The 19,801-nt window shown below is 72.4% G+C and carries 14 protein-coding genes and 5 pseudogenes; 10 read left to right on the top strand and 9 right to left on the bottom strand.

Annotated elements, in window-relative coordinates; all coding sequences use genetic code 11:
• Positions 1–84: 84 nt before the first annotated feature.
• Positions 85–1,790: pseudogene (locus REH70_RS11445) on the top strand (DEDD exonuclease domain-containing protein); the annotation flags it as partial.
• 73 nt (positions 1,791–1,863) lie between these two features.
• Positions 1,864–2,145, top strand: coding sequence for an Lrp/AsnC ligand binding domain-containing protein (locus REH70_RS11450; protein ID WP_310747323.1), 282 nt, complete (start codon positions 1,864–1,866; stop codon positions 2,143–2,145).
• An 18-nt stretch (positions 2,146–2,163) separates the two neighbouring features.
• On the opposite strand, the gene trpD is transcribed toward REH70_RS11450, so the two are convergent.
• Complete coding sequence (trpD, locus tag REH70_RS11455; RefSeq protein WP_310747325.1) at positions 2,164–3,204, bottom strand: anthranilate phosphoribosyltransferase; 1,041 nt, start codon at positions 3,202–3,204, stop codon at positions 2,164–2,166.
• Positions 3,201–3,635 (bottom strand): annotated as a pseudogene (locus REH70_RS11460) (hypothetical protein). Before REH70_RS11460 ends, trpD begins: the two are co-directional and overlap by 4 nt.
• Before the next feature lie 269 nt (positions 3,636–3,904).
• Between REH70_RS11460 and REH70_RS11465 the strand changes: the two are divergent.
• From REH70_RS11465 to REH70_RS11485, 5 genes are all read left to right on the top strand, one after another.
• The gene (locus tag REH70_RS11465; RefSeq protein WP_310747326.1) at positions 3,905–4,552 is read left to right on the top strand and encodes a heme-copper oxidase subunit III; all 648 of its coding nucleotides are present in this window, start codon (positions 3,905–3,907) and stop codon (positions 4,550–4,552) included.
• An 81-nt stretch (positions 4,553–4,633) separates the two neighbouring features.
• Entirely contained in the window at positions 4,634–5,413 is a 780-nt protein-coding gene (locus REH70_RS11470) for a c-type cytochrome (protein ID WP_310747327.1), read from the top strand.
• Positions 5,410–6,441, top strand: coding sequence for a Rieske 2Fe-2S domain-containing protein (locus REH70_RS11475; protein ID WP_396134515.1), 1,032 nt, complete (start codon positions 5,410–5,412; stop codon positions 6,439–6,441). Before REH70_RS11470 ends, REH70_RS11475 begins: the two co-directional genes overlap by 4 nt.
• Entirely contained in the window at positions 6,438–8,165 is a 1,728-nt protein-coding gene (locus REH70_RS11480) for a cytochrome bc complex cytochrome b subunit (protein WP_310747329.1), read from the top strand. Before REH70_RS11475 ends, REH70_RS11480 begins: the two co-directional genes overlap by 4 nt.
• A gap of 110 nt (positions 8,166–8,275) precedes the next feature.
• Entirely contained in the window at positions 8,276–8,902 is a 627-nt protein-coding gene (locus REH70_RS11485; RefSeq protein ID WP_310747330.1) for a superoxide dismutase, read from the top strand.
• 802 nt (positions 8,903–9,704) lie between these two features.
• On the opposite strand, the gene REH70_RS11490 is transcribed toward REH70_RS11485, so the two are convergent.
• The 5 genes and pseudogenes from REH70_RS11490 to REH70_RS11510 form a co-directional block, all read right to left on the bottom strand.
• A complete protein-coding gene (locus REH70_RS11490) occupies positions 9,705–10,103 on the bottom strand; it encodes a cytochrome c oxidase subunit 4 (protein WP_310754249.1) in 399 nt (132 codons plus the stop codon).
• A gap of 165 nt (positions 10,104–10,268) precedes the next feature.
• Positions 10,269–11,944: pseudogene (gene ctaD, locus REH70_RS11495) on the bottom strand (cytochrome c oxidase subunit I); the annotation flags it as partial.
• 1 nt (position 11,945) lies between these two features.
• On the bottom strand, positions 11,946–12,833 hold the full coding sequence (gene coxB, locus REH70_RS11500) for a cytochrome c oxidase subunit II (protein ID WP_396134516.1): 888 nt from the start codon (positions 12,831–12,833) through the stop codon (positions 11,946–11,948).
• Between the two features lie 447 nt (positions 12,834–13,280).
• Positions 13,281–13,631, bottom strand: coding sequence for an iron-sulfur cluster insertion protein ErpA (erpA, locus tag REH70_RS11505; protein ID WP_310747334.1), 351 nt, complete (start codon positions 13,629–13,631; stop codon positions 13,281–13,283).
• Between the two features lie 157 nt (positions 13,632–13,788).
• Positions 13,789–15,006 carry a glycerate kinase gene (locus tag REH70_RS11510; RefSeq protein ID WP_310747336.1) on the bottom strand — a complete coding sequence of 406 codons (1,218 nt, stop codon included), beginning with the start codon at positions 15,004–15,006 and terminating at the stop codon, positions 13,789–13,791.
• 114 nt (positions 15,007–15,120) lie between these two features.
• On the opposite strand from REH70_RS11510, the pseudogene REH70_RS11515 reads away from it, so the two are divergent.
• Positions 15,121–15,636, top strand: a pseudogene (locus tag REH70_RS11515) (DJ-1/PfpI family protein); the annotation flags it as partial.
• A gap of 151 nt (positions 15,637–15,787) precedes the next feature.
• Here REH70_RS11515 and REH70_RS11520 read toward each other — a convergent pair.
• Positions 15,788–17,167 carry a dipeptidase gene (locus REH70_RS11520; RefSeq protein WP_310747337.1) on the bottom strand — a complete coding sequence of 460 codons (1,380 nt, stop codon included), beginning with the start codon at positions 17,165–17,167 and terminating at the stop codon, positions 15,788–15,790.
• A gap of 244 nt (positions 17,168–17,411) precedes the next feature.
• On the opposite strand from REH70_RS11520, the gene REH70_RS11525 reads away from it, so the two are divergent.
• Positions 17,412–17,870 carry a DUF3043 domain-containing protein gene (locus REH70_RS11525; RefSeq protein WP_310747339.1) on the top strand — a complete coding sequence of 153 codons (459 nt, stop codon included), beginning with the start codon at positions 17,412–17,414 and terminating at the stop codon, positions 17,868–17,870.
• A gap of 71 nt (positions 17,871–17,941) precedes the next feature.
• Positions 17,942–18,954 (top strand): annotated as a pseudogene (locus REH70_RS11530) (aldo/keto reductase family protein).
• Between the two features lie 132 nt (positions 18,955–19,086).
• Here REH70_RS11530 and REH70_RS11535 read toward each other — a convergent pair.
• Entirely contained in the window at positions 19,087–19,800 is a 714-nt protein-coding gene (locus REH70_RS11535) for a hypothetical protein (protein ID WP_310747340.1), read from the bottom strand.
• Position 19,801: the final 1 nt, after the last annotated feature.

The following is a 19,801-nucleotide window of genomic DNA, read 5'->3' on the forward strand; positions in this document are numbered from 1 at the left end:
GGCGGGCCACCCACACGCCGGCCGACGGGCCGCTCCGGCGAGCCCCCACCGGCCGTGTCGGTGCCCCGGGTTAGCGTCCGCACCATGCTCGTGGCCCCGTCCCCCACCCTCGTCCGACCGCCGTCCGCCGCCGGCGGCGTCCCCGTGCAGCCGACCCTCGACGAGCTGGGCACGCCGCTGCGCGACGTCACCTTCGTCGTGGTCGACCTCGAGACCACGGGAGGCACGCCGGGGGTCAACGGCATCACGGAGATCGGTGCGGTCAAGGTGCGCGGGGGCGAGGTGCTGGGCGAGTTCCAGACGCTCGTGAACCCGGGCATCCCGGTCCCGGCCTTCATCTCCACACTGACCGGGATCACGACCGGCATGGTGCGCTCCGCACCCCGCATCGAGGAGGTGCTGCCGTCCTTCCTGGAGTTCGCCACCGGTGCCGTCCTCGTCGCCCACAACGCACCGTTCGACATGGGGTTCCTCAAGGCCGCCGCCCGCGCGTGCGGCTACCCGTGGCCGGGGAACCAGGTCCTGGACACGGTGCGGCTGGCGCGGCGCGTGGTGCTGCGCGACGAGGCCCCCAACCACAAGCTCGGCACGCTCGCCGCCCTCTTCGGCGCCTCGGTGACGCCCGACCACCGGGCCCTGTCGGACGCGCGGGCGACGGTCGACGTCCTGCACGCGCTGCTGAGCCGCCTCGCGCCGCTGGGGATCACCCACCTCGAGGACCTCGCGACCGCCACGGACCCCGTCCCGGCCGACGTGCGCCGCAAGCGGCACCTCGCGAGCGACCTGCCCGACGCGCCGGGCGTCTACCTCTTCCGCGGCCCGGGCGAGGAGGTCCTCTACGTCGGGACGTCGACGTCCATCCGCACCCGGGTCCGCAGCTACTTCACCGCGGCCGAGAAGCGCGGGCGCATGACCGAGATGGTCCGCATCGCCCACGCCGTCACCCCGGTCGTGTGCGCGACGGCGCTCGAGGCCCGCGTGCGTGAGCTGCGGCTCATCGCCGAGCACTCCCTCGCTACAACCGCCGGTCACGGTTCCCCGAGCGGATGCCGTGGGTCCGGCTGTCCGGCGGCGCCGCGCCGCGGTTGCAGGTCGTGCGCGACGTCGTCGCCGGGCGCCCGCACATCGGCCCGTTCAGCTCGCGGTCCGCGGCGGTGCTCGCGCTCGAGGCGATCGACGCGACGTTCGGGTCCCGGACGCCCGGGACCCGGGCGACCGCGGTCCTCGACGCGCAGACCGCCGACCGCGTCGCCGCCGCCATGACGGGTGACCCGCGCCCGGTCGTCGACGCGCACGCCGCCCGGATCGCCAGGCTCATCACGGCCGAGCGGTTCGAGGAGGCGGCCGACGCCCGGGACCGGCTCGACACCTTCCTGCGCGGCGCAGCACGGGCCCAGCGGCTGGCCCCGCTGGCGGCGTGCGAGGAGCTCGTCGCCGCACGCCGCACCGACCGCGGCGGCTGGGAGGTCGTGCTCGTCCGGCATGGCCGGCTCGCCGGGACCGCGTCGGTCGAGCCCCGCACCGACCCGCGGGGCGCGATCGAGTCCCTGCGGCTCACCGCCGAGCACGTGCCGGCCCCGGTGGCGCCCGCACCCGCCGCACACCCCGAGGAGGCCGACCTCGTCCTCGACTGGCTCGACGCACCGGGCGTGCGCCTCGTGGACGCGCGGACGGGCGACGACGCCCCACCGGCCCGGTGCAGCCCGGTCGTCGGTGCCCAGGCGTTCACCGACCCGGCCCGGGTCGCCGCCGCCGTCGCCGCCGCGCTCGCCTCGATCCGGGCCGACGTCGACAGCGCGGAGGCCGTGGGGGCGCGGCATGATGGGCGGGTCGCCGCCGGGCGGCACCGAAGGAAGGACGAGCATGCTCACAGCCATGGTCCTGATCGACGTCGACGCCGGACGCATCCCGGAGGTCGCCTCCGAGATCGCGGACGTGCCCGGCGTCAGCGAGGTCTACTCGGTCACCGGCGAGGTCGACCTCATCGCGATGATCCGTGTCCGCCAGCACGACGAGCTCGCCGACGTCATCGCGGACCGGCTGAGCAAGGTCACCGGGGTGCTGCGGACCCAGACGTACATCGCCTTCCGGACCTACTCCAAGCATGACCTCGAGCAGGCGTTCGACATCGGCCTCGAGGACTGACGCCGACCACCTGGGCGCTCAGGCGCTCGCGACCCGCCAACGCTCCAGGACCCCGGCGGCCGCACCGTCGTCGATCGCCGCGGCGGCCACGGACATCGCCGCCGTGAGCCGCTCCGCGAGCGAGCCGTCGGTCGCGACGAGCGACCCGTCGGCGACGAGCGCCGCGGCGGCGTTGAGCACCACGGCGTCGCGCACGTGCCCCGGCTCGCCGTCGAGCAGGCGGCGTGCGACGTCGGCGTTGTACGCGGCGTCGGCGCCCCGCAGGTCCGCGACCTCGGCCGGCGCCAGCCCGAGGTCGGCGACCGAGTCGAGCACCTCCTCCGTCACGACGCCGTCGCGCACCTCCCACACACGCGAGCGCGCCGTCGGGGCGAGCTCGTCGAGCCCGTCCTCGCCGCGGAACACCAGGGCGTCGGTCCCCCGCGACGCGAACACGCCGGCGATCAGCGGCGCCATCCGCGGGTCCGCGACCCCCACGGCGGTGGCCGCGGGCGCCGCGGGGTTCGTCATCGGCCCGAGGAAGTTGAAAGCCGTGGCGATGCCCAACTCGCGCCGCACCACGGCGGCGTGCCGCATCGACGGGTGGAACATGCCGGCGAAGCAGAAGGTGATGCCCACCTCGTGCGCGATCTGCGCGACCCGCTCGACCGGTTGGTCGAGGCGGATCCCGAGGGCCTCGAGAACGTCCGCCGAGCCCGAGGACGACGACGCCGCCCGGTTGCCGTGCTTCACCACGGTCGTCCCAGTCCCCGCGACGACCAGCGCGGCCATCGTCGAGATGTTGACGGTGTGCGCCCGGTCGCCGCCCGTGCCGACCAGGTCGACCGTGCGGCCGGGCACCTCGATGCGCAGCGCGTGCTCGAGCATCGTGTCGGCAAGGGCGGTGAGCTCTCCGACCGTCTCGCCTTTCCCGCGCAGCGCGACGAGGAAGGCCGCGAGGCGCGCCGGGGAGGCGCTGCCTGCCATCACCTCACCCATCGCCCAGGAGGTCTCCTCCGACGTCAGGTCCCGACCGGAGACGAGCCCGGTGAGCAGGCCCGACCAGGTGGGCGCCGTCATCCGCGCGCCATGCGGGCCCGCAGCAGGTCCGCGACGACGCGCTGCAGCTCGACCGGGTCGAGGGGTGGGACAGCACCGCGTCGGCGAGCGACCACGACGCGAGCCAGGCGTCCTGGGTGCGCCCCGTCAGCACGAGCACGGGGGCAGTCGAAGACCTCGTGCTTGAGCTGGCGGCACAGCCCCATCCCGCCCGACTTGGCGGCCTCGCCGTCGAGGATCATCAGGTCGAGGTCACCGGCGTCGGCGGTCTGGACGACGACCGGGTGGGTGGCCACCTCGACCCACTGGATGTCCGGTGCGCCCTTCGCCAGCCGGCGCCCCACGCCCAGGCGGACCTGGCTGCGCGTGTCGACGTCGTCGCTGTACAGCAGCACGCGCGGAGCGCGCTCCCCGATCGCTGCGCCGCCCACTCCGCTGAGCTCGATGGTCATGCCCGCCCCGTTCCGCCGTCCGTGTCCCGTGCGTCTCGCGTGGCATCTTGGCACGCACATGGCCTGCGGCGTGCGTCCCGGTGCGCGTGCCGGTCTGCCTGCCGGAGTCGGCACCGGCCGGGACCAACACGACGACGGTCGGTCGCAGGTGCGACGGGGTCGGAGCCGGGGAGCGTCGTCGGATGCAGGTCACGGCGAAGTGACGATGTGACATTTACCGCGCCCCACACGTCGGCTCGTGCGCCCACCTTCACAGCTTCTCCCCCATAATGGGCTGCGTGTCGACCGCAACGGCTGCCTCCAGCACCTCAGTCCACGTGAGCGTCAACCGACCGAACCCCGTGTCGGTCGGGACGATCGTGTGGCTCGCCAGCGAGCTGATGTTCTTCGCGGGGTTCTTCGCGATGTACTTCACGCTCCGTTCCCAGGTACCCGAGGTGTGGGCCGAGCAGACGCAGCTGCTCAACCTGCCGTTCGCGTTCGCGAACACCACCGTCCTCGTGCTGTCGTCGGTCACCTGCCAGCTGGGTGTGTGGGCGGCCGAGCGGTTCCAGCCCAGCCGCACCGGCTCGCTCCTGGCGGTGAACAAGTGGGGCATGAACGAGTGGATGACGCTCACCTACCTCATGGGCGCCGTCTTCATCGGCGGCCAGATCTACGAGTACGCCGAGCTCGTCCGCGAGGGCCTCACGATCTCCTCGAGCCCGTACGGGTCGGTCTTCTACCTCACGACCGGCTTCCACGGCCTGCACGTCATCGGCGGTCTCATCGCCTTCCTCTTCCTGCTGGGCCGCTCGTTCAGCGCAAAGCGCTTCGGTCACCACGAGGCGACGACGGCGATCGTGGTCTCCTACTACTGGCACTTCGTCGACGTCGTCTGGATCGCCCTCTTCGCGGTGATCTACCTCCTGCGGTGACCACCGCGTGACCGGTCCGGTACCGGCCATGCGGGCACACCGTCCGTACCTGCTCCCCACCCGCGAGACGAGGACTACTCCGTGAAGGCACTTGCAGCCCGCAGGCACCACCGGTCCGCCCCGGTCGTGCTGCTCCTGCTGGCGCTGCTGGTCACCGGCGGCCTGTACGCCGCGTTCATGCCGACCCCGGCCGGTGCGGCCGAGGCCAGCGCGAGCGACATCGAGACCGGCTCCGAGCTGTTCCAGGCGAACTGCGCCACGTGCCACGGCATGAACGCCGAGGGCACGCAGGACGCACCGTCCCTCATCGGGGTGGGCGCCGCCTCGGTCGACTTCCAGGTCGGCACCGGCCGCATGCCGATGCAGGCCAACGGCCCGCAGGCGCTCGCCAAGCCGCCGCAGTTCAACGACGAGCAGGTCGCCGCGCTCGCCGCCTACGTCGCGTCGCTCGGGTACGGCCCGGCAATCCCCACCGCCGAGCAGGTCGACCCGGCAGACGGCGACGTCGCCAACGGCATGGCCCTGTTCCGCACGAACTGCTCCATGTGCCACAACGCGGTCGGCGCCGGCGGCGCCCTCTCCGAGGGCAAGTTCGCCCCCGCCCTCTACGACAGCACGCCCACGGTCATCTACGAGGCCATGCAGACCGGCCCGCAGGCGATGCCTGTCTTCAACGACGCCAACCTCACCCCCGAGGAGAAGCGCGACGTCATCGCCTACATCGTCGCCCAGCGCGACGGCAGCCCCGGCGGCATCGAGCTCGGCGCCCTCGGCCCCGTGAGCGAGGGCATCTGGGCCTGGATCGTCGGCATCGGCCTCCTCATCGCCTGCAGCGTCTGGATCGGAGCCAAGTCCTCGTGACCGACCACAACACGTCCACCGGTCTGACGCCGCGCGACGGCTCGGGAGCGAATCTGCCCGAGCGCTTCACCGACCCGGGCCACGCCCCGCACCGGCTGCGCCGCGCCGACGTCGACCCCGCCGCCAACAAGCGTGCCGAGCGTCAGGTCGTCTTCCTGTTCGCGCTCTCGGTCCTCGGGACGATCGGCTTCCTCGTCGCGTACGTGCTCGTGCCGCCGGGCGAGACCGTCGGCAGCATGCGGACGTCCAACCTCCTGCTGGGCCTCGGCCTGTTCCTCGGCATGTTCGGGATCGGCGCGGCCGCGGTCCACTGGGCCAAGACGCTGATGAACGACCACGAGCGCACGGACGAGCGGCACACGCTCATCAGCTCGCCCGAGACGCGCGCCGCAGCGGTCCAGGACCTCAAGGACGGGGTCGAGGACTCCTCCATCGGGCGTCGTGGCGTGCTGAAGGGCGCGATGGTGTCCGCACTGGCCCTCGCGCCGCTGTCGATCGCCGTCCCGCTCATCGGCGAGGTCGGTGACGACTGGGACGTCTCGAAGTTCAAGCACACGTGGTGGAAGGAGGGCACCCGGCTCGCGATCGACCCGTCGGGCCGCCCCATCCGCGCCGCCGAGGTGACCATCGGCTCCGCGTTCCACGTCATCCCGGCGGACCTGGAGGAGGCCGAGCACCCGCTCGACGAGAAGGCCAAGGCCGTCGTCCTCATGGTCCGCATGGACCCGCGCGACCTCAAGGAGACCGAGGAGAAGCGCAGCTGGTCGTACGAGGGGATCGTCGCCTACTCGAAGATCTGCACCCACGTCGGGTGCCCCGTCGCCCTCTACGAGCAGCAGACGCACCACCTGCTGTGCCCGTGCCACCAGTCGACCTTCGACCTCGCCGACGGCGCGAGGGTCGTCTTCGGCCCGGCCAACCGCCCCCTGCCGCAGCTGCCGATCACCGTCGACGACGAGGGCTATCTGGTCGCCCAGAGCGACTTCCACGAACCGATCGGCCCAAGCTACTGGGAGCGTCTGAAGTGAGCACACTCGAGCGCGGCGCATCCGCCGGCGCGGACTACCTGGACCAGCGCACCGGTGTCGGCGCGGCGGTCAAGCAGTTCGCGCGCAAGGTCTTCCCCGACCACTGGTCCTTCCTCCTGGGCGAGGTGGCGCTGTACTCCTTCGTCGTCCTGCTCATCTCCGGTGTGTTCCTCACGCTCTTCTTCGTGCCGAGCATGGGCCACACCACCTATGACGGCCCGTGGGCGGCGATGAACGGCGTCGAGATGTCCGAGGCGTTCGCCTCGACGCTGCGCCTGTCCTTCGAGGTCCGCGGTGGCCTGCTCATGCGGCAGATCCACCACTGGGCCGCGCTGATCTTCGTCGCGTCGATCGTCGTGCACATGATGCGCGTGTTCTTCACCGGCGCCTTCCGCAAGCCGCGCGAGATCAACTGGCTCGTCGGCTTCGTCCTGATGATCCTCGGCCTCGCGGCCGGCTTCACCGGCTACTCGCTGCCCGACGACGTGCTGTCCGGCAACGGCCTGCGCATCACCGACGGTGTCGTCCGGTCGATCCCGATCATCGGGTCCTACATGTCGTACTTCATCTTCGGTGGCGAGTTCCCGGGGATGGACATCATCCCGCGCCTGTTCACGGTCCACATCCTGCTGGTGCCGGGGCTGATCCTGGCGCTCATCGTCGTCCACCTGCTGCTCGTGGTCGTCCACAAGCACACCCAGTACCCCGGCTCGGGTCGCAACGACAAGAACGTCGTCGGCTTCCCGCTCTTCCCGGTGTACGTCGCGAAGGCCGGTGGCTTCTTCTTCATCGTCTTCGGCGTGATCGCCCTCATGGCGGCGACGATGACGATCAACCCGGTGTGGAACTACGGGCCCTACGACCCGTCCCCGGTCGGGGCCGGCGCGCAGCCGGACTGGTACATCCTCTTCCTCGAGGGTGCGCTGCGGCTCATGCCGGGTGCCGGCATGGAGTGGGTGATCGGCGGGTTCACGTTGTCGCTCAACGTGCTCATCCCCGCGGTGATCGTCCCCGGAATCCTGTTCAGCCTGCTGGCGCTGTACCCGTTCGTCGAGGCCTTCGTCACGAAGGACACGGGCGAGCATCACGTCCTGGACCGCCCGCGCAACCGGCCGTTCCGCACGGCCTTCGGCGTGGCGATCCTCACCGCGTTCTTCATCCTGCTGCTGGCCGGTGCGAACGACCTGGTGGCCGCCCACTTCTACATGTCGCTCAACGACCTCATCCGGGTCTTCCGCGTCCTGTTCTTCGTGGGTCCGGTCCTGGCCTTCATCATCACCAAGCGCATCTGCCTGAGCCTGCAGCGCAAGGACCGCGAGCTCGTGCTCCACGGTCACGAGACCGGTCGCATCGTCCGGTTCGCGAACGGCGAGTACATCGAGGTGCACCGTCCGCTCGACGAGCACGAGCGGTGGCTGCGGGTCGGCTACGAGCCCGAGCGCCCGCTCGAGATCGCTCCCCCGGTCGACTCCCGCGGTGTCCGACGCAAGGGCTACCGGATCGACACGGTGCGCCAGCGCCTGTCCCGTGTCTTCTTCGAGGACCGCATCGAGCCGGTCACCCCGGCCGAGCTCGCCGCGGCGCACTCGCACGGCGCGCACGACGAGCTCGAGGGCGGGTCGCACGCGGCGACGCCTCGCGAGCTCGAGGGCACGGCGCCTGGCGGCGGACGGACCATCGCCGAGCCCGCTGACGGCTCGGCACCGGACGCGCGCAACCGCTGAGCCTGGAAGAGTTGTCCGGGTCGTCACCGCCGCTGGATGCCCGGCGGCGGTGACGACCACATGCTCGACGCCGCACCTCCCGGGTGCGGCCCGACGAAAGGCACGCATTCATGGCTAAGTACACCCTCCCCGACCTGCCGTACGACTACGCCGCTCTCGAGCCGCACATCTCCGGCCGGATCATGGAGCTGCACCACGACAAGCACCACGCGACCTACGTCGCCGGGGCGAACACCGCTCTGGAGAAGCTCGCGGACGCCCGTGACAGCGGGAACCTGGAGACGGTCAACGGCCTCGAGAAGAACCTCGCCTTCAACCTCGGTGGCCATGTCAACCACTCGGTGTTCTGGCAGAACCTGACGCCGGCCGGTGCGGGCGGGCCGGAGGGTGACATCGCCTCCGCGATCGACGAGTCGTTCGGGTCCTTCGACGGCTTCCAGAAGCACTTCACAGCCGCCGCGCTCGGGCTGCAGGGCTCCGGCTGGGCCGTCCTGGCCTGGGACTCCATCGGTAGCAAGCTCGTCGTGGTCCAGATGTACGACCAGCAGAACAACATCGCGCTCGGGCTCGTGCCCGTCGTCATGCTGGACATGTGGGAGCACGCCTTCTACCTGGACTACTTCAACGTCAAGGCGGACTACGTCAAGGCGTGGTGGAACGTCGTGAACTGGGCCGACGCGACCGAGCGTCTCGCTCGCGCACGCACCCAGACGGCGGGGCTCATCGTCCCCGCCTGACGCCTCTGCGTCGTCCTCGCGGTCACGACTGCCGCGGCTTGAGCGCCGGTACCCTCACGGGGGTGCCGGCGCTCCTGCGTACGACCGGCGAGCAGGCGACCAGGGCTCCCGGGGCGGTCGCCCTCGGATCTCGACGGCGCACCCCCGGGGGCGCGCCGCACGTCGAGGGCCTCACCGGTCGGGACCGTCACCGGTCGGGTCGACGGCGGCCTCCTTCGCCGCTCCCCGGGCTCCGAACTTCGTCGGCCAGGCCGGTGCCCCGTCCGCGGGCGTGCAGGGCGAACGACGGCGCCGTGGGGCACGTCCGGCCGCCCACCGTCCCGAACCGCTACGCGGGCTGGCACGCGCTCCGCCGGGCGGTACCGCACACGCTCACCGTGCGTTCCGAGCTGCGACGCGCGTGCCGCCCGGCGCGGCGCGCGCGTGCCGACGCCGAGGGGATGGGCCCGGACGGGCTGACGTCGGAGCGCGGGCGGCACCTCAGGCCTTAGTGGATAGACGCCGCGCGGGGCCCGACCGCGACCGCGACCGCAAGGTCACGACCGCCGTCGCGCCCGGCAGACGGCCCGGGTCATACGATGCCCGGCGTGCCGTCCGTGGGCCATGCCCCGGGTCGGGAGCCGGCGTCGAACCCGCCCGAGCGGCGTTCCGCGGCCACGCCCGACTGCCCCTGCCCCTGCCCCTGCCCCTGCCCCAGACGGTGCTGTCGACGGACGCCGGCGGTGGGACCACGATGCCCGCCCGGGGACGACGACGGCGCCCCACCCCGAGGGGCGAGGCGCCGTCGTCGACGCGGTGTGGATCAGTGCGCGTGCTGCCCGCGGGAGAATTCGAAGACCCAGCCGACCAGGGCGAGCATGCCGAGCGCGGAACCGACGTAGACGAGCCACCAGCCGACCGCCAGGCCGAGGAAGACCACCGCGGCCGCAGCGGCGATGGCGAGCGGCCACCAGCTCCACGGGCTGAACACGCCCTGGTCGCCGGCACCCTGCTCGATGTCGCCGTTCGGGTCGTCCTCGGGACGGGCGTCGATGCGCCGCACGAGGGCGGCGAAGTACGCGCCGATCATGAGCGAGAGCCCAGCGGTGAGCAGTAGTGCCAGCGACCCGACCGGCTCGAACCCGCTCCACAGCGCGTACACGACCGCGACGAGCAGGAACCATGGGGTCATGTAGAGGAACGTCCTGGACTCGGTCTTCATCGCCGGCCTCCTCGGTGTCGTCCGGGCGCACGCCGTCACCGACGGTGCCCTGTGCGGCCTGCTCCGGCTCACCGGAGCCGTCGGCCATCCGCTGCTGGGCCTGCTCGCGCTGGCCCCCGTGGTCGGACTCCCAGTCGAAGAAGCCCCCGTCCGGCGTCGCGAAGTCCATCGCCGCGACCTCGGGGTGGTGCAGGTCGAAGGCGGGACGCTCGGACCGGATGCGCGGCAGCGACGTGAAGTTGTGCCGCGGCGGCGGGCAGCTCGTGGCCCACTCGAGGGAGTTGGAGAAGCCCCACGGGTCGTCCACGGTCACCTTGGGCGCCTTGCGCCACGTCACGTACACGTTCCACAGGAACGGCAACGTCGAGGCGGCCAGCAGGAAGGACCCGATCGTGGACACCTGGTTCATCCAGGTGAAGCCGTCCTCCGGCGCGTAGTCGGCGTACCGGCGGGGCATGCCCACCACGCCGAGCCAGTGCTGGATGAGGAACGTCATGTGGAACCCGACGAACAGCGTCCAGAAGTGGATCTTGCCCAGCTTCTCGTCGAGCATGCGCCCGGTGAACTTCGGCCACCAGAAGTAGAAGCCGGCGAACATCGCGAACACGACCGTGCCGAACACGACGTAGTGGAAGTGCGCGACCACGAAGTACGTGTCGGTGACGTGGAAGTCGAGGGGCGGGCTGGACAGGATGATGCCGGTCAGACCACCGAAGAGGAACGTCACGAGGAAGCCGATCGACCACAGCATCGGCGTCTCGAACGTCAGCTTCCCGCGCCACATCGTGCCGATCCAGTTGAAGAACTTCACCCCGGTCGGGACGGCGATGAGCATCGTCATGACGGCGAAGAACGGCAGCAGGACCGCGCCGGTCGGGTACATGTGGTGCGCCCACACCGTGACGGACAGCGCCGCGATGGCGATCGTCGCGAAGACGATGCCCTTGTAGCCGAACAGGGGCTTGCGGCTGAAGACGGGCAGGATCTCCGAGACGATGCCGAAGAACGGCAGCGCGATGATGTAGACCTCGGGGTGCCCGAAGAACCAGAACAGGTGCTGCCACAGGATGGCGCCCCCGTTCTCGGGGTTGAACACCTGGGCGCCGAGGCGCCGGTCGGCACCGAGGGCGAACAGCGCGGACGCGAGCGGCGGGAACGCCATGATGACGAGGATGCTGGTCACCAGGATGTTCCAGGTGAAGATCGGCATCCGGAACATCGTCATGCCGGGTGCACGCATGGTGACGATCGTGGTGATGAAGTTGACCGCACCGAGGATCGTGCCGAACCCGGCCAGGGCGAGGCCGAACACCCAGAGGTCTCCCCCGAGCCCTGGCGTGAACGTCGTGTCCGACAGCGGCGCGTAGGCGAACCACCCGAACGACGCGGCGCCCTGCGGGGTGAAGAAGCCGGCGCACGCGATGAGCCCGCCGAAGAGGTACAGCCAGTAGGCGAACATGTTGAGCCGCGGGAAGGCGACGTCGGGCGCACCGATCTGGAGCGGCGTGATGACGTTCGCGAAGCCGGCGAAGAGGGGTCGCGAACAGCAGCAGCATGATCGTGCCGTGCATGGTGAAGAGCTGGTTGTACTGCTCCTTGCTCTGCACGATGTCGATGCCCGGCGTGAAGAGCTCCGCGCGGATGAGCAGCGCCATGAGGCCGGCGATGCAGAAGAAGATGAACGACGAGATGAGGTACAGGTACCCGATCGTCTTGTGGTCGGTGGAGGTGATCCACTTGATCACCGTCCGGCCGAGCGTCTGACGCCGCGGCGGCAGCCCCGGGATCAGCGGCTCGACGTGCTCGGCAGACGGTGCCGACTGTGCGGTATCGGTGGCCATGTCAGTTCTCGTTCCTCTGCGTGCCGGGGGCCGAGCTGTTCCCGTCCTGGACGCGGTTCAGCTCGAGCCCGAGCTCGCCGGTCTGGCCCCGCTCGCGCAGGGCGTCCATCTGGGCGTCGAACTCCGCACGGGACACCACGGCGACGTTGAACAGCATCGACGAGTGCTCCTCGCCGCAGAACTCGGCGCACTTGCCGGCGTAGACGCCCTCGCGGGTCGGGATCACCTGGAACGTGTTCGTGCGCCCCGGGATCATGTCCTTCTTGTAGAGGAACGCGGGGACCCAGAACGAGTGGATGACGTCGCGGGCGTCGAGGACGAACTCGACGCGCTCGTCGACCGGCAGGTACAGCGTGGGCAGCTGGTCGAAGCTGCCGGGCTCACCGACGTCCTGCGCGTGGACACCGGACTCGTAGACGCCCTCGTCGAGGTAGTTGAAGTCCCAGCTCCACTGCTTCCCGACGACCTGGACGGTCATGTCGGGGTTCGCGGTCGAGACGTCCTCGATCTCGGAGATGTCCCGCGCGGTGTAGAAGAACAGCACCCCGACCAGGATGATCGGCAGGACGACGTAGGTGATCTCGAGCGGCACGTGGTAGCGCAGCTGGATCGGGAGCTTGTCGTCGGACTTCCGCTTCCGGTACACGGTGACGCACCACAGGATCAGGCCCCAGGTGATCAGACCGACGATCAGCGCGGCGATCCAGGAACCGACCCACAGGTCGGTGATGCGCTCGGTCTGGTTGGTGACCTGGGCGTCCTCGTAACCGGGGAGGAATCCACGTTGCACCTCGGCGGAGCAGCCGCTGGCGATGAGCGCCACGGCCGTGACCAGCACGGCGGCCCGACGGGCCGGTCGCCGGTTCGGGCGGTTGATTTGCGAGCGCAAGGGGGCCTTTCACGTCACGTCCGGCAGCGGCAACGGCCGGGGCCTGAGCACTGGTCCGGGACCTTCGTCCTCGACGCGAGTCAGCGTATCTCCTCGGACGCACGGTGTCGGTCCAGGCGCGCAGGCCCCGATGCCTGCCGCAGCCGCGACCGCGGCCGTCCGGCCGCCCCAACAGGCCTCCGACCACGTCCCGAACGGCAGCGGGGGCTCGCGGTGCCGTGGGAGGTCCTCCCGACTGTGAGCGACACCACCCGGCCCGCCGGGCGCGGCCGGCCGGGCGCGGCCCGCCACAGCGGGGCTCAGCGCGGGCCGGAGCGCAGCGGGGTCACCGCGCCGCCCTCCGCCGCCGGGATCGGTCGGACACGGGCGTCGGGCCGACCGACCACGCAGCAGGGGCCCGGTACCGCGAGCGGTACCGGGCCCCTGCCGAGGGTCGAGCGTGGTCGATCAGGCGAACGAGCCGCCGCACGCGCACGAGCTGCCCGCGTTCGGGTTGTCGATCGTGAAGCCCTGCTTCTCGATGGTGTCCGCGAAGTCGATCGTCGCGCCCTCGAGGTACGGCACGCTCATCTTGTCCACCACGACCTCGACGCCGTCGTAGTCGCGCAGCGCGTCGCCGTCGAGCACGCGCTCGTCGAAGTAGAGCTGGTAGATCAGGCCCGAGCAGCCGCCGGGCTGCACGGCGACGCGCAAGCGCAGGTCGTCGCGGCCCTCCTGCTCCAGCAGGGTCCGGACCTTGCCGGCAGCCACGTCGGTGAGGACGACGCCGTGCGTCGCGGTCTGGGTGGTCTCGCTCATGGTCTCTCCGCGGGGTCTCGGGCGGCGGTCCGGACGCCAGGGCGCCCGCATCGCGTGATCGCCGGTGTCAACGTCGCACGCTGTGCTGGTTGTTCCACCCACCCTACGACTCCCGCTCGCGGGCGTCAGCACGCACCGTGCGGGTGCGTGCCGACGGTCACCGGGACCAGGTGCGGGCGACCCGCGCCGCCCGCGAGGCGAGCGCCGCCGGCGCCTCCCCGGGGCCGTCGCCGGCGACGACCGGCCCGGCGCCGGGGTCGCTCACCGGGTACGCGGCGCTGATCCCGGCCGACGCGAGCTCGCGACGGCCCACGAGCACCTGGCCGGCGATCACCACGGTGGGGACCGCGCACGCCAGCGCACGCGCGGCGACGGTCGCGGTCACGGCGTCGTGGACGGACCGGACGCGGACGACGCCCTCGCCCGTCACCACGAGGTCGCTCGCGGCGAGCCGGTCGTCGAGGCGCACCTCGTCGGCGGCCCATGCCGCACCGGGGACCACCCGCGCCCCGAGCAGGGCCAGCGCGAACCCCAGGCCGCCACCGGCTCCCGCGCCGGGCAGCCCCGCCAGGCGCGCCACCGGCGTGGCCGGCCGCGCGGACGCGAGCAGGTCCGGGCGGACGGCGTCGGGCCCGAGCGCGGCGACCGCCGCGTGCGCGAAGTGGCCCAGGGCCCGCTCGAGCGCCTGGGACTCCTCGGGCGACGCACCGTGGTCGGTGGCGCCCGCGCTCGCACCGTGCAGGCCGAGGAGGGGGCGGTCCGCCGCGCACACCGCGACGAGCCGGATCCCGGCCCAGTCCGCACGTGCGGCCGCCAGCCCGGTGAGGTCGTCGTCGGACACGGTGGCCAGACCGAGCCCGCCGCCGGCGAGCACGCCGCCGTCGTCGCCCGGGCTGCCGACCACGTCCCGTCCCACGCCCAGCGCGGCCAGCATCCCGGCCCCCGCGTCGTTGCTCGCCGCGTCGCCGACGCCGACGACGACGCGCGTGGCACCGGTCCCGCGGGCCGACCGGAGCAGGTCCCCCACGCCCAGCGAGGTAGCCCGGCCGGGACCGGGGTGGCCCGCCGGCACGAGCCCGCGTCCGGTCGCGTGAGCGGCCTCGACGTAGGCGGTCCGCCCTCCGGCCGGGTCGTCGACCACCAGGAGGGCCGCGGGCACCGGCTGCCCGGACGGTGAGCGGACCGTCGCGGAGAGCAGCTCGCCGCCGAGCGAGTCGTGCAGCGTCCGGACGAACCCGGCGCCCCCGTCGGTGAGCGGCAGCGTGCGGACATCGTCGTGCGGCGCCGTGGTGAGCCATCCGTCGCGGATCGCGCGGGCGGCGGCGGTCGCGGGCAGCGCGTCGCCGAAGGAGTCGGGGGCCACCAGCACGCGCATCCGCGGATCCTGGCACACAGCACGCCCACCTCCGACGTGGGACGATCGCCGACGCGAGCGCCGCGGCCGCGCCCTGACCCGCAGGGCACCGGCGGCGCGGGACGGAGCACGCCGATGACCACGGGCAGCCCGCTGCGGGTCGGGGTCTTCGTGTTCGACGACGCCGAGGAGCTCGACGTCGTCGGGCCGTGGGAGGTCCTCGCCGCGTGGGCCCGGCTGTCCGAGCTCCGCCCCGAGGTGCTCACCTTCTCCGCCGACGGCGCCGGCGTCCGGCTTGCGAAGGGCCTGCGGATCGTCCCGGACGCGTCCGCCGACGACGTCGGCCCGCTGCACGTCCTGGTGTACCCCGGTGGTCAGGGCACCCGGCGCCTGGTCCGGGACCGCGAGCACCTGGCGTGGGTGCGCGCGGTGCGGGCGCAGGTGCCACTCGTCGCGAGCGTGTGCACCGGTGCGCTCGTACTGGCGGCGGCGGGCGTGCTGGCCGGTCGGCCGGCGACGACGCACTGGGGCGCCTTCGACGAGCTCGCGGAGATCGACCCCAGCGTGCTCGCGGACACCGAGGCCCGCTTCGTCGACGACGGCGACGTCATCACCGCGGCCGGGGTGTCCGCCGGGATCGACATGTCGTTGCACCTGGTCGCGCGGCTGGAGAGCGTCGACATGGCCCGCGGCGTGCGCCGCGCCATCCAGTACGACCCCGCTCCCCGGTCTGACCGCCCCCGGTCTGACGACCCCGCGGTCCGACCGCCCCGATCCGACGGCCCCGCGACGCCGCCCGGCCTCAGCGCCGCCCGAGCGCGTCGAGCAGCAGCGCTTCGGCGAGGACGACCCGCTCGAGCTCGGCGAGGTGCACCGACTCGTTGGCACCGTGCGCGCGCGAGTCCGGGTCCTCGACCCCGGTCACGAGGATCGACGCCTCCGGGAACTCCCCGAGGAGGTCGGCGATGAACGGGATGGACCCACCGATGCCGGTGTCGACCGGCGGCGTCCCCCACGCCTCGGCGAAGGCGGCACGCGCGGCGCGCATGGCGTCGGAGTCGGCCGGGGCCTGGAACGGCTTACCCAGCTCGCCGTCCCGCACCGTGACGCGCGCACCGAACGGCGCGTGCTCGACGAGATGGGTGCGCAGCGCCGCGAGCGCCTCGGCCGGGTCCTGGCCGGGGGCGATCCGCAGCGAGATCTTGGCGGTCGCGCGGGGCGTGATCGTGTTGGAGGCCCGGGCGACGCTGGGCGCGTCGATGCCGATCACCGCGATCGCCGGCCTGGTCCACAACCGCGCGGTGAGCGGACCGGTGCCGGCGAGCCGGACGCCGTCGAGCACGGCGGCGTCGGCGCGCAGGTCCGCCTCCTGGTAGTCGACGCCCGGGTCCGGGGCGCTGACCAGGCCCCGCACGGCGACGTCGCCGGCGTCGTCGTGCAGCGTCGCCACGAGCCGGGACAGCAGCGTGAGGGCGTCGAGCACCGGGCCGCCGAACATGCCCGAGTGGACGGCGTGGTCCAGCACCTCGACCTCGACCTCGAGGTCGACGAGGCCGCGCAGGGACGTGGTCAGCGCGGGGACGCCCACCCGCCAGTTCGCGGAGTCGGCGACGACGATGACGTCGGCCTGCAGCAGCTCGCGGTGCTCGGCGAGGAAGGCGGCGAACGTGGGCGAGCCGACCTCCTCCTCACCCTCGACGAAGACCGTGACGCCGAGCCCGGACCCGGCGAGGTGGTCGCCGAGCACGCGGAGCGCACCGACGTGCGCGACGACGCCGGCCTTGTCGTCCGCGGCGCCGCGCCCGTACAGGCGGCCGTCGCGCTCGGTCGGGACGAACGGCTCGGTGTCCCAGGCGGCGTCGTCCCCGGGCGGCTGCACGTCGTGGTGTGCGTAGAGGAGCACCGTGCGCGCCCCCGGCGCGGCCGGTCGGCGGGCGACGACCGCGGGAGCGCCCTCGCTGCCGTCCGCCGTCGTGACGCTCAGGACCTGCACCTCGGGCATGCCCGCGTCGGTCAGCAGGGCGGCGACGGCGTCGGCGCTCGCCCGGACGTGCCCCTGGTCGAACGCCGCGTTGGACACGCTCGGGATCCGCACGAGGGCCTCGAGGTCGGCGCGCAGACCCGGGAAGACCGCGGCGACGCGCTTGCGCCAGGGCCCCGGGTCGGGCGCGCCCGACGACACCGCAGGAGCGGCGCCGGGGACGGACGGGGACGGGACGAGGCCGGGGAGGGGTGCGCGTCGGTCACGGGCGGTCACGCTACCCGGCGGCTCGACTACCCTGGGCGGGTGTTCTCCCGCAAGCAGTCCGACGCCACCCCGCCCCCGCGCCCGCCGAGGAGGAGCCGGTCCCGGGCCTGGTGACCGTCGGCAAGGGTCGCCCAACCCCAAGCGCCGCACCGCCGAGGCCGCCAACAAGCGCCCTCTCGTGCCGACCGACCGCAAGGCCGCCGCGAAGGCGGCCCGGGCGTCGGCGCGCGCGGAGCGCGACCGCCAGTTCCAGGCGATGCAGACCGGCGACGAGCGGTACCTGCCCCTCAAGGACCGCGGGCCGGTGCGCCGCTACATCCGCGACCACGTCGACGCCCGGTGGAACCTCGGGGAGTTCTTCCTGCCGGTGGCCATGGTGTTCGTCGTGCTCACCCTGCTCTTCGGCAACAACATCACCGCCGCCGCCATCGTCATCTTCACGCTGTACGGGATCGTCTTCCTCACGCTGCTCGACGCCTTCATCATGTGGCGGCGGCTGAAGAAGAAGCTCGCCGCGAAGTTCGGCGAGGACGGTCAGCAGCGCGGCCTGGCCATGTACGCCGTGCTGCGGGTCTTCCAGCTGCGGCGTGCCCGCCTGCCCAAGCCGCAGGTCAAGCGCGGTGAGTACCCCGTCTGACGACCGCCTGACCACGGCCTGCCCGGTGGGCCCGGCATGCCGCGGTGGGGTCGCTCGCCTAGGGTCGCGCCATGGTCAACTACCGCTACCTGGGCAACTCGGGCCTGAAGATCTCCGAGATCACCTACGGCAACTGGCTCACGCACGGTTCGCAGGTCGAGAACGAGGCAGCGACGGCGTGCGTGCACGCCGCGCTCGACGCCGGCATCACGACCTTCGACACCGCCGACGTGTACGCCAACACGAAGGCCGAGAAGGTGCTCGGCAAGGCGCTCAGGGTCAGCGACGGGAGTCGCTGGAGCTGCTGACGAAGGTGTACTGGCCGACCGGCCCGCAGGGGCCGAACGACGTCGGCCTGTCCCGCAAGCACATCATGGAGTCGATCAACGGCTCGCTGACGCGGCTCAAGACCGACTACGTCGACCTCTACCAGGCGCACCGGTACGACACCGAGACGCCGCTCGAGGAGACGATGCAGGCGTTCGCCGACATCGTCCGGCAGGGCAAGGCCCTCTACATCGGCGTCAGCGAGTGGACCGCGGACCAGATCCGCGAGGGTCACGCGCGCGCGAAGGACCTCGGCTTCCAGCTCGTCTCGAACCAGCCGCAGTACTCGATGCTGTGGCGGGTCATCGAGGGGGAGATCGTCCCGGCGTCCGAAGAGCTCGGGGTGTCGCAGATCGTCTTCTCCCCCATCGCGCAGGGCGTGCTGACCGGCAAGTACACGCCGGGCGGGGACCTGCCGAAGGGCTCGCGCGCCACGGACGAGAAGGGCGGCGCGAAGATGATCCAGCGGTTCATGACCGACACCATCCTCGAGCGCGTCCAGGCCCTGAAGCCCGTCGCCGAGGAGCTGGACCTCACGATGGCGCAGCTCGCTGTCGCGTGGGTGCTGCAGAACCAGAACGTCGCCGCCGCGATCATCGGGGCGTCGCGCCCCGAGCAGGTCGTGGACAACGTGCAGGCGTCCGGCGTCGAGATCCCGAAGAGGCTCCTCACGAAGATCGACAAGGTGCTCGGGGACGCCGTCGAGCGCGACCCGGGCCGCACGGCCGCAGGGGCGCCGCAGAAGCGTCCGGTCTGACCGCGGCGTCGACCGCCCGGGCACGCGTCGCCGACGCGACGTCGGGCACGTCGCACGCGCCCGGACCCACGCGGGTCCGGGCGCGTCGCGGGTCCGGGCGCGTCGCGCCTCGCGCCCCGGGCCGCCTGCGCCCTAGACGCCCCGCGGGGCGGGTGACGCCGGGTCGGACGGCGCGTCACCACCGGGGACCGCGGCGACGGCGGCGTCCCGCGGGTCCACGTGCACCGTGCGGACCGGGACGGTGAGCCGCGGCAGCAGCACGTGCACGATCGGACCGATGCCGACGGCGTAGGCCAACGTGGCGAGCCCCAGCGTCCCGCCCAGCACCCAGCCGACGGCCACCACGGCGACCTCGATGGACGTGCGCACGAGCCCGACCGGTCGCCCGGTCCGCCGGACCAGCCCGGTCATGAGCCCGTCCCGTGGCCCGGGGCCCATCCGGGCTCCGATGTACAGCGCGGTGGCGAGCCCGTTGAGCCCGATGCCGCCGACGGCCAGCGCGACCGCGCCCCACAGCGGCAGCGGGTCCGGTAGGCGGGCCAGCACGGCCAGGAACGGGTCGACGAGCGCGCCGATGACCAGGACGTTCGCCACCGTCCCCAACCCGGGGCGCTGGCGCAGCGGGATCCAGCACGCCAGGACGAGCACGCTGATGAGGATGGTCAGCACGCCGAAGGACCAGCCGGTCTGCCGCGAGGCGCCCTGGCTCAGCACGTCCCAGGGCATGTTGCCCAGCCCCGACCGCACGAGAAGGGTGATCGACAGCGCGTAGAGCACGAGGCCGACGGCGAGCTGGACGAGTCGCCGCGTGACCCGCTCGGAGCGGGCGGGCGACGCGCCCCTCACC

The organism is Cellulomonas sp. ATA003, from assembly GCF_031582905.1.
Classification (GTDB): Bacteria; Actinomycetota; Actinomycetes; order Actinomycetales; family Cellulomonadaceae; genus Pengzhenrongella.